Below are 8,820 nucleotides of genomic sequence, written 5' to 3'. Positions count from 1 at the left end.
GGTTGGGGTGGGGGGTTGGGGTGGGGGGTTGGGGTGGGGGGTTGGGGTGGGGGGTTGGGGGGTTAGGCGGGGCGGATGAAGCCTGTCTCGTAGGCGAGGATCACTGCTTGGGTGCGGTCTCGGGCGCCGAGTTTGGCGAGGAGGTTGCCCACGTGGGTTTTGATGGTCTGGAGGCTGAGGAAGAGGGTTTCGGCGATTTCGGCGTTGGAGAGGCCGGTGGACATGAGGCGGAGGACTTCGGCTTCGCGGTCGGTGAGGTCGGTGTGCCAGCGGGTGCGGGTGGGCGTGGAGCGGGGGGCGGCCAGGGCGCGGATGGCGGCGGGGAAGAGGAGCATGTCCCCTTGGACGACGAGTCGGATGGCTTGGAGGATGTCTTCGGGGCGGGAGCGTTTCAGGAGGAATCCGCTCGCGCCCACGCGGAGGGCGTCGTAGACGTAGTCGTCGTTCTCGAAGGTGGTGAGGACGAGGATCTTGGGCGGGTCGGGGTGTTCGGCGAGGATGCTGCGGGTCGCCTCGAGGCCGTCGGTGCCGGGCATGCGGACGTCCATGAGGACCACGTCCGGCGACAGGCGGGCGGTCTCGCGGCGCGCCTCGGCCCCGTCGCCCGCCTCGCCGACGACGGTCAGGTCGGGTTCGGCCCCCACGATGGCCGCCAGGCCCGCGCGGATCAGCCGCTCGTCGTCGACGATGAGCACGGAGGTCATGAGGTCCCCTTAGGCAGTGGAATCGAGGCGGACAGCCGCCAGCGGCCGTCGAGCGCGCCCGCGCTGAACCGTCCGGCGAGCACCCCGACGCGCTCGCTCAGCCCGGCAAGGCCCCGGCCGCCGGTATCGCGGCCGTGGGTGCGCGCGCCCATCGGGTTGCACAGTTCGAGGTCGAGGACGCCGGGCCGGGCGGCGAGCCGCAGCTCCACCGGGACCCGCCCGGCGTGCTTGGCGACGTTGGTGAGGCCCTCCTGGACGATCCGGTACGCCTCCCGGGAGACGGCCGAAGGCAGCCTGTCCAGGTCCCCCTCACACTCGACGGCGATGTCGAGCCCGGTCTTGGCGAGCAGGTCGTCGAGGTCGCGCAGGGTGCGCTGGGGCGCGCGGGCGCTCTCCTCCTCGCGCAGCAGGCCCAGGACATGATCGAGATCTTCCAGCGCGGTCCGCGCGGAGTCGCCGATCGCCTTGAGCGCCTGCCTGGCGAAGTCGGGGTCGCGGTCGAGCACGCGTTCGGCCGCCGCCGACTGCACGGTGACGATGCTGAGCGCGTGGCCGACCGAGTCGTGCAGCTCACGGGCCAGCCGGGTGCGCTCGACCTGCACCGACGCCCTGCGCTCGGCGGCCTCCACCCGCTCCTGCGCCGACGGCCCCAGCGCCCATTCCGCGACCTTCGCGGCAATCCGCCCGGAGAACACGATCCCGTACAGGAAGGCCGGAACCAGGACGACGCCGATGAGCGACGGCCACCACGCCACCCCCTCGAGGATCGGACGGATCATGCCGTAGATGAAGACGGGCGGCGCGAACACCGTCGCGACGCAGGCGAGCGCCCCGAAGAACAGGTGCGCGACGAACCAGACGGCGGCCCGCAGCCGCGCGGGCCAGCGGGCGCAGTCCCCGACGACGGCGGGCGCGCCGAGCAGTTCGGCCGCCACGGCCCCCTCAAGCCGCCGCACGACGGGCAGGAGCCCGAGCCCGCTGATCAGCAGGAGGCTGACCCCGAAGGTCAGCGCGGCCGCGAGCAAAGGAGATCGCGCGAAGGTCTGGACCGTGCCCCCGACGAAGCCGACGACGACCGCGGCGGGCGCGCAGAGCAGCCCGCCGAGCAGCAGGAAAGTCCACCTACGCCAGGTCAGGGCGGTGAACAGAGGGCGGAGCGGTCTCACCCCCTCATGGTGCCAGCAGTCGGCTCAGGGTCGTCTCACCCTCAGGTGCCATACGGATTTCGTTCTCACGCGGGAGTGACGAAAGAGACAAGAAACGGTTGTATCTCAGGTACCGGTTCAAGGCTATGGTGAGCGGGACGTTAAAAGTGTCAGCGACTGTCGATAGCGTGGAGTCATGAGCGTAGGGAAACCCCCCGGGGCCGATCGGCCCCACCTAGGTCCGACCGGGCCGGCGATGCCGGGACCGGTCCGCTCCTTCGTGCTCTTCGTGGCGATGGGCGGCGGCGTCACCGTGCTGTCCAGCGTGCTGCTCTCCCTGTTCGGCCTGATCAGCGACGTGCCCTTGCAGCTCGTCGCCGTCAACGCGGTGATCACGATCTTGGGCACGCTGCTGTCCACGGAGCTGCACCGCCTCTACACCTTCCGCAGCGGCAGGCGCGGTCTGCGCATGCACGCCGAATCCGCCCTGACGGCCTTCGGCGCCTTCGCCGCGACGTCGTTCGCGATGGTCGCCCTGCGCGCCGTCCACCCGAACCCCAGCGTCCTGCTCGACCAGGGCGTCTACCTGTTCGCCTCGGCCGTCGCCGGAACCGTCCGCTACCTGGTCCTGCGCCTCGTCGTCTTCTCCCGCACCCGCCTGGGAAACCCCGACGACCGCGACGCGGTCGTCCTAGCTGCCTAAGAAAACCCTGACGCACGAAGCCCGGTCCCCTAGGGGCCGGGCTTTTGCGTCTCGGGGGTCGGTCCTACCGGGCTGCGCGGCTCGGATGCCCTTGCGCCGATACGGATCGGGCTCCCTTGGTTGTCTCGATCGCCGCCAGGCGATCGAGACAACCTGAGGTTTTCAAGCGCCCGGTCCCTTTAGAGGGCCGGGCTTTTGCGTCTTAGGGGCTACAAGCCCACGCAGGTGAGGGCTCGGCGGTAGGCGTCGCGGCGTTGGGATTCTTCGCCGGTTTCGCCGAGGAGTTCGGCGAGGTCGAACCAGGCTTGGGCGGCGTCGCGGGTGGACTCCATCTCCTCGAGGCAGGTGGCGGCCTTGGTGAGGAAGGCAAGGGCCTCGGCGCGGCGGCCGAGGCGGACGTGGGCCTCGCCGAGCACGGTCAGCGCCCAGGCTGAGGAGCGGCGGGGCTCCTCGCCGAGCAGGGCGAGGGCCTGTCCGGCGAGCTCGACGGCCTCGGCCGGGCGGCCGAGCATCGTCTCGGCGCGGGCCAGTTCCGTCAGGCACCACGCGGTGTCGACCTCGCCCGCCGCGCTGCCCTCGATCCCCGCGCGGGCCTGCACGAGGACCTCGTGCGCGCGCTGGGCCTCCGACGGACGCGCCCGCAAGAGCAGCGACGCGTACGCGAGCTTGAGACGCGACAGATTACGCGCGTCCTCGTCCTCCCCCAGAAGGCTCAGCGCCCGCTCGGCCTGGGCCACGCCGCGCTCGTACTCCCCGCGCATCTCCGCGACGTAAGCCGCCTCCCAGTACGCCGCGATCCGGGCCTGGACGGTGCCGATCCGCTCCGCCCGGGAGATCAGGTCGTCGGCCAACTGCCCGGCCCGCACCAGATCACCCCGCTCGATGCAGCACCCCAGCAGGGTCGCGCCGAGGTGGACGGCGGCGTCGGTGAACTCGCCCCCGGCGATCGCCAGCCGCCGCAACGCCTCCTCGGCCACCTGGACGCCCGCGCTGGTGTCCCCGCGCTCGCGCAGGCAGCGGCTGAGCGCCACGTGCGCGCGGGTCCAGTGATCGCGGTCGTACTCAAGGGACGCGCCGGAAGCGATCTCCCGCAGCGCCTCGATCGCCTCCTCAAGAGCGCCGCCCGCCTCAAGGGCCAGGGCGTGGCCCCAGCGGGCCTGCTTGAGCATGTCGGGCAGGGCGAGCGCGTCGGAGTGGGCGAGGACTTCGGCGAAGCGGTCGCGGGCCTCGGCGGCGGCCCCGTTCTGCAGGGCGATCTCGGCGTATTCGAGCGTGACGCGCAGCTCGTCCACGATGTCCTCGCTGACGCCGCTGACGAGGTAGGTCGCCGAGCAGTTGAGCTTGCGGGCGAGCAGTTCGATGACGCTGGGCGCGGGTACCCGCTTGTCGCTCTCGATCAGCGAGATGTAGCTGTCGGACAGCTCAGGGAAGGCGAGTTGCGCCTGGCTGACGCCGAGCTTGATCCGGAGATTCCTGATCCGGTCTCCCAGAGTCTCTTGACTCACTGCCGTCCGCTCCTCTTAGCTTCCAGTCATGAACCGTAAGCGCACAGTGATCGCCGTTCGGGCGATCTCCGCCGTCCTGGCGATCTCGGGAGCCTTCGGACTCCTTGTCGCACCCGCGTCCGCCCACGCCACGCCTTCCGGGGTCGGCCCGCGCGTGCATTGTTGCTGATTCGGCGCGACTCCGTCCTTACATCGCACGAAGTGCCAGGAAAAAGTCCACCCTGTCCTCGAGGGTGGACAGGTCGCGTCCGGTCAGCTCCTCGACCCGTCTGATGCGGTAGCGCAGGGTGTTGACGTGCAGGTGCAGGGCGGCGGCGCACTTGTTCCACGAGCCCGAGTGGTCGAGGAAGGCCGCGAGGGTGGCGACGAGGTCGGAGTTGTGCTCGCTGTCGTAGTCCTGCAGCGGACGCAGCAGCCGTTCCCGGAACGAGCGGCGCACCCCGTCGGGCACGGTGGCCAGCAGCAGCGCGTGCGAGTGGATCTCGTCGCTGGTGACGACGTGGGCGCGCCCCGCGCGTCGCGCGGCGGCGAGCCGTCTGGTGTGCCGCGCCTCCTCCACGGCCCCGCGCAGCATCGACGGACCCGTAGCCGGGCCGCTCACGCCCACGGTGAGCCGCTCACGGGCCAGCCCGGCCTCCAGCAGTGCCGCGGCCTCCCGCAGCCGCTCCACCAGCCCCTGAACGCCGTCCTCGGCCCGCACGACGGTGACGGCCTCCCCGTCGACCGCGGTGACGGCCGTCGCCTCGGGCATCAGCTCACGCAGCACCTCGACGCCCTCGGCGGCATCGCCCAGCGCGCAGGCGACCGCGACGAACGGCCGCGCGGGGTCGAGCCCGCAGGTGCGCATCCGCGCGGCGATCTCGGCGGGCTCGGTCAGCGCCGGGTCGAGAAGCTCCCCGAGCAACCGCCGCTCGACCTTCTGCCCCTCCTCGAGCCGCGCGCGCTCCAACGCGGCGAGGGCGGCCAGCTCATGGGCGGACTCCCGCGCCTCCTCCGAAAGATCGGCCAGCTCCCCCTCGCACGCCAGGAACCACCCCGCGACGCGGTGCGCGGCACGGCTGTTGATCGGCAGCAGGGTCCTTGGCCCCTCCGGCCCTCCCGTGACGACCTGGGGAAGCCGCGCAGCCGTCAGATACTCGGCCGCCAGACGACGGGCATCAGGCGGGTCCTGCCCCGGCCCGACCACCACCCGCCCGGTCGGCGAAAGCACCCAGCAGGCACGCCCCAGCTCGGCCTGGGTGACCTTGAAGACCGATTCCAGCCCCGACCCCTCGGCCACCGAGGCGATCAGCCGCCGATGCCTGCCAAGGACGGTCGCCAGGCCCGCCGCGCGCTCGGTGGTGAGCCGTCTGGTGACCTTCTCGCTGATCGCGCCGAAGGACAGGTCGCGGGAGACCTCGAGGAGGGGCAGCCCGCGCCGCGCGCACGCCTCGCGGACGCTCGCCGGCACCTCCTCGTGCACCGAAAGGCCGACGCCCAGGGCGGTGGCCCCGGCGTCGACGAGGTCGTCCACAAGGTCCTCGGGCCGCTCGCGCAGTCCAGGCCCGATCAGCCCGGTGAGCACGAGCTCGTTGCCGGACAGGTAACGCCCGGTCTCCACGAGCTCGGTGAGGTACACCCAGCGGATCGGCCGGTCGAGCGCGTGCTCGCCGGAAAGCAGCACGAGGCCGAGCTCGCCCATCTCCAACAGGTCCCTCAATCGCACGGGCCCAGGCTAGTGGGCGGGAGGATGAGGGGATGAGCATCACGATCACGGTGGTCGACACCGTACGGGGCCGTCCGGCGCGCGAGATCCCGGCCCGTCTCGACTCCTACGACGGCACTACCTGGAGCCCCGCGGGCGAAGACGTTACGGACGCGTCCGGGCGGATCGTCTTCGAAGCGTCCGGACCCGGCCCCTTCCGGGCGCGGCTCGGCGTCGGCCAGTACTTCCAGAGCGCCTTTCCCGAGGTTCAGGTGATCTTCGATCCGTCGGCGGGAAGGAGCCTTCACGTGCATCTGGCACCCCACGCGTACACGGCGACGGTCGTCGCGGAATAATCCCGCGTGCAAGTTTCAGCGTAGGAGGATTTTCATGGCGGCGGCCGGAATCGACAGTTTCTTTCAGGTATCACTGCGGGGCTCCACAGTGCCGCGCGAGCTGCGCGGCGGGGTCACGACGTTCGTCGCGATGGCGTACATCCTGCTGCTGAACCCGATCATCCTCGGCGGCGCGGCCGACGTCACCGGCGCGCAGCTGTCGGTGCCGCAGCTCACCGCGATGACGGCGCTGTCGGCGGCCATCGGCACCCTGCTCATGGGCCTCGTGGGCAACGCGCCGATGGCCGTCGCGGCGGGCCTCGGCATCAACGCGGTCGTCGCCTACCAGGCCGCCCCGCAGATGCTGTGGAGCCAGGCGATGGGCCTTGTGGTCCTCGAAGGCATCATCATCGTCCTGCTCGCGGTGACCGGCGTCCGCGAGATGATCATGAACGCGATCCCGTTGGCGCTCAAGTACGCCATCACCGCGGGCATCGGCGCGTTCATCGCCCTCATCGGCATGGTCGACGCGGGCTTCGTCGGCGGCGGCGGTGGAACGGTCCTCTCGCTCGGCACGGGCGGCAGGCTGACCGGCTGGCCGATCCTCATCTTCGGCTTCACACTCGTGCTCATGGTCGCCCTGTACGTCCGCAGGACGCCGGGCGCGATCCTCATCGCGATCGTCGCGGGCACCGTCCTCACCCTGATCATCACGGCGTTCGCCGAGGTCAAGGACGAGACGTGGGGCCTGGTCGTGCCGAAGCTGCCCGAGGGCGGCATCTTCGGGCTGCCCGACTTCGGGCTGTTCGGGCAGGTCGACCTGTTCGGCGGCTTCGGCCGCGCCGGGTTCATCACCGCGCTCGTCGTCCTGTTCACCCTCGTGCTGTCCGGCTTCTTCGACGCCATGGGCACGATCGTCGGCCTGAGCGAGGAGGCCGGGGCGGTCACCGACGACGGCAGGGTGCCGGGCCTCGGCCGCATCCTCACCGTCGACGGCGTCACCGCCGCGCTCGGCGGCGTCACCAGCTCGTCGGCCAACACGGTGTTCGCCGAGTCCGCGGCGGGCATCGGCGAGGGCGCGCGGACGGGCCTCGCCAACATCGTCACCGGCCTGCTGTTCACCCTCGCGCTGTTCGTGACGCCGCTGGCGTCGCTGGTGCCCGCGCAGGCCGCCGCGCCCGCGCTCATCGTGGTCGGCGCGCTGATGATGAGCCAGGTCGGCAAGATCGACTGGCGTGACCCCGAGATGGTGATCCCGTCGTTCGTGACGATCGTGGCGATGCCGTTCACCTACTCGATCACCAACGGCATCGGGCTCGGCGTCATCGCCTTCACCGTCGCGCGCACCGCGCTGGGCCGCCGGGTGGCGTGGCCGCTGTGGGTGATCTCCGCGGTGTTCGTCGTCTACTTCTTCCTCGATCCCCTCCAGCGGCTCTTCGGTATCGGGTAGGACACTCTGGCCCTGGCGACACTTGCGTCGGCTTGAATGGACCGATCCCCTTTCAGTAGATCGCCAGGAAGGCACGACGAGGTGGCTTCACCCACCGGGCACGTCCTCATCGCCCCGGACAAGTTCAAAGGCTCACTCACCGCCTCGCAGGTCGCCCGGCACCTGGCCGCCGGGCTCGCCAGGCACCGGCCTGGCGTCCCCGTCACCGCGCTGCCCGTCGCCGACGGCGGCGAGGGCACCGTGGAGGCCGCGGTGACGGCGGGCTTCACGCTCCACAAGGCCGAGGTGACCGGGCCGACCGGCAGGCCCGTCGAGGCGGGCTACGCCGTGCGGGGCGACGTCGCGGTGGTCGAGCTCGCCCAAGCCTCCGGGCTCGACCTGCTGCCGGACGGCAGGCCGCAGCCGATGACCGCCACCAGTGCCGGGACGGGCGAGCTGATCCTCGCCGCCGTGCGCGGCGGCGCGCGCAAGGTCGTGCTCGGACTCGGCGGCAGCGCCTGCACCGACGGAGGCGCGGGCATGATCAGCGCGCTGGGCGGCCGGCTGCTCGACGCCAAGGGCGTCCCGCTGCCTTCGGGCGGTGCCGCCCTGCGCGGCCTGCACGCCCTCGACCTGCGCGGCCTCGACGACCTGGGCGGCGCCGAGGTCGTCGTCGCCTCCGACGTGGACAACCCGCTCCTGGGCAAGCAGGGAGCGGCGGCCGTGTACGGGCCGCAGAAGGGCGCGACGCGTGAGGGCGTCCAGGTGCTCGAAGCCGGGTTGCGCCGCTGGGCCGACCTCGCCGAGGCCGCGACGCGCAGGCCGTCGCGCGGCAAGCCGGGCGCGGGCGCGGCGGGCGGCGTCGGGTTCGCCGCGATGGCCTTTCTCGGCGCGCGCGTCGAGCCCGGCATCGCCTACCTGCTCGACCTGCTCGGCTTCACCGAGGCGCTGGCGGGGGCGCGGCTGGTGATCACCGGCGAGGGCAGCCTCGACCCGCAGACGCTGCGCGGCAAGGCCCCGGTCGGCGTCGCGCGGGCGGCGGGGCGGGCCGGCGTGCCCGTCGTCGCGGTGGCCGGACGGCGCAGCCTGACCGGCGAGCAGCTGCGCCGCGCGCGCATCAGCGCCGCCTACGCGCTCGCCGACATCGAGAGCGACCCCGAGCGCTGCATGCGGGCCGCCGGGCCGCTCCTCGAGGAACTGACCGTCGCGATCGCCGACGAGTGGCTGCGCTGACCCGTCCGAAGGCCGCGACAGCGCCGGAAATGCTGCGATATCCAGTGGTTTGTCCCCGGAATTCACCGGTTTCAGGTAAAAG

8 protein-coding genes are annotated in these 8,820 nt (G+C 71.7%); 4 read left to right on the top strand and 4 right to left on the bottom strand.

Annotated elements, in window-relative coordinates; genetic code table 11:
* Positions 1 to 62: 62 nt before the first annotated feature.
* Together R9X44_RS33560 and R9X44_RS33555 are read right to left on the bottom strand one after the other, a co-directional pair.
* Positions 63 to 704 (bottom strand): response regulator transcription factor, encoded by a 642-nt coding sequence (locus tag R9X44_RS33560; protein ID WP_319818399.1) that lies wholly within the window; start codon positions 702 to 704, stop codon positions 63 to 65.
* Entirely contained in the window at positions 701 to 1,870 is a 1,170-nt protein-coding gene (locus R9X44_RS33555) for a sensor histidine kinase (protein WP_319818398.1), read from the bottom strand. Before R9X44_RS33555 ends, R9X44_RS33560 begins: the two co-directional genes overlap by 4 nt.
* Before the next feature lie 235 nt (positions 1,871 to 2,105).
* On the opposite strand from R9X44_RS33555, the gene R9X44_RS33550 reads away from it, so the two are divergent.
* A complete protein-coding gene (locus tag R9X44_RS33550; protein WP_319818397.1) occupies positions 2,106 to 2,552 on the top strand; it encodes a GtrA family protein in 447 nt (148 codons plus the stop codon).
* Between the two features lie 209 nt (positions 2,553 to 2,761).
* On the opposite strand, the gene R9X44_RS33545 is transcribed toward R9X44_RS33550, so the two are convergent.
* Complete coding sequence (locus R9X44_RS33545; RefSeq protein WP_319818396.1) at positions 2,762 to 4,057, bottom strand: helix-turn-helix domain-containing protein; 1,296 nt, start codon at positions 4,055 to 4,057, stop codon at positions 2,762 to 2,764.
* 187 nt (positions 4,058 to 4,244) lie between these two features.
* On the bottom strand, positions 4,245 to 5,762 hold the full coding sequence (locus tag R9X44_RS33540; RefSeq protein WP_319818395.1) for a PucR family transcriptional regulator: 1,518 nt from the start codon (positions 5,760 to 5,762) through the stop codon (positions 4,245 to 4,247).
* 32 nt (positions 5,763 to 5,794) lie between these two features.
* On the opposite strand from R9X44_RS33540, the gene R9X44_RS33535 reads away from it, so the two are divergent.
* The 3 genes from R9X44_RS33535 (at position 5,795) to R9X44_RS33525 (ending at position 8,738) form a co-directional block, all read left to right on the top strand.
* Positions 5,795 to 6,097 carry a hydroxyisourate hydrolase gene (locus tag R9X44_RS33535; RefSeq protein WP_319818394.1) on the top strand — a complete coding sequence of 101 codons (303 nt, stop codon included), beginning with the start codon at positions 5,795 to 5,797 and terminating at the stop codon, positions 6,095 to 6,097.
* Between the two features lie 34 nt (positions 6,098 to 6,131).
* On the top strand, positions 6,132 to 7,526 hold the full coding sequence (locus R9X44_RS33530) for an NCS2 family permease (protein ID WP_319818393.1): 1,395 nt from the start codon (positions 6,132 to 6,134) through the stop codon (positions 7,524 to 7,526).
* An 81-nt stretch (positions 7,527 to 7,607) separates the two neighbouring features.
* Positions 7,608 to 8,738 (top strand): glycerate kinase, encoded by a 1,131-nt coding sequence (locus R9X44_RS33525; RefSeq protein ID WP_319818392.1) that lies wholly within the window; start codon positions 7,608 to 7,610, stop codon positions 8,736 to 8,738.
* Positions 8,739 to 8,820: the final 82 nt, after the last annotated feature.

This window comes from Actinocorallia sp. A-T 12471, from assembly GCF_033875155.1.
Taxonomy (GTDB): domain Bacteria; phylum Actinomycetota; class Actinomycetes; order Streptosporangiales; family Streptosporangiaceae; genus Actinocorallia.
Note: the sequence above shows the minus strand (reverse complement) of the source record. Positions and strands in the feature narration are given on the sequence as shown.